The following is a 575-nucleotide window of genomic DNA, read 5'->3' on the forward strand; positions in this document are numbered from 1 at the left end:
CGTGCTCCGACAGCTTGTAAACACAGGGTTTCAGGTTCTCTTTCACTCCCCTCCCGGGGTCCTTTTCACCTTTCCTTCACAGTACTATGCGCTATCGGTCACTGAGTAGTATTTAGCCTTACGGAGTGGTCTCCGCTCATTCCCACAAGGTTCCTCGTGTCTCGTGGTACTCTGGATACTGCCTTGCTGCTTTCAATTTCGGATACGCGGCTTTCACGCTTTCCTGCTGGACTTCCCAGACCATTCTCCTATCAATCGCAGATCAATTATGCAGTCCTAACCCCGAAAGATAAATCTCTCGGTTTGGGCTCTTTCCCTTTCGCTCGCCGCTACTAAGGAAATCGATGTTTCTTTCTCTTCCTCCGGGTACTTAGATGTTTCAGTTCCCCGGGTTCCCTCTGGCAAGTTATGTATTGGCTTGTCAGTACTTAAGGTTTACTTAAGTGGGTTCCCCCATTCGGATATCCACGGCTCAAAGGATATTTGCTCCTCCCCGTGGCTTTTCGCAGCTTATCACGTCCTTCATCGGCTCTCAGTGCCTAGGCATCCACCCTGTGCTCTTTATAGCTTAACCA

General features: G+C 49.7%; 1 rRNA gene. It reads right to left on the minus strand.

Annotated elements, in window-relative coordinates:
• Nucleotides 1-574 (minus strand): 23S ribosomal RNA (locus tag WMO42_RS13915); the annotation flags it as partial.
• Between the last annotated feature and the right edge of the window lies 1 nt (nt 575).

The organism is Lachnospira sp. CLA-JM-H23, from assembly GCF_040096425.1.
Taxonomy (GTDB): domain Bacteria; phylum Bacillota; class Clostridia; order Lachnospirales; family Lachnospiraceae; genus Lachnospira; species Lachnospira rogosae.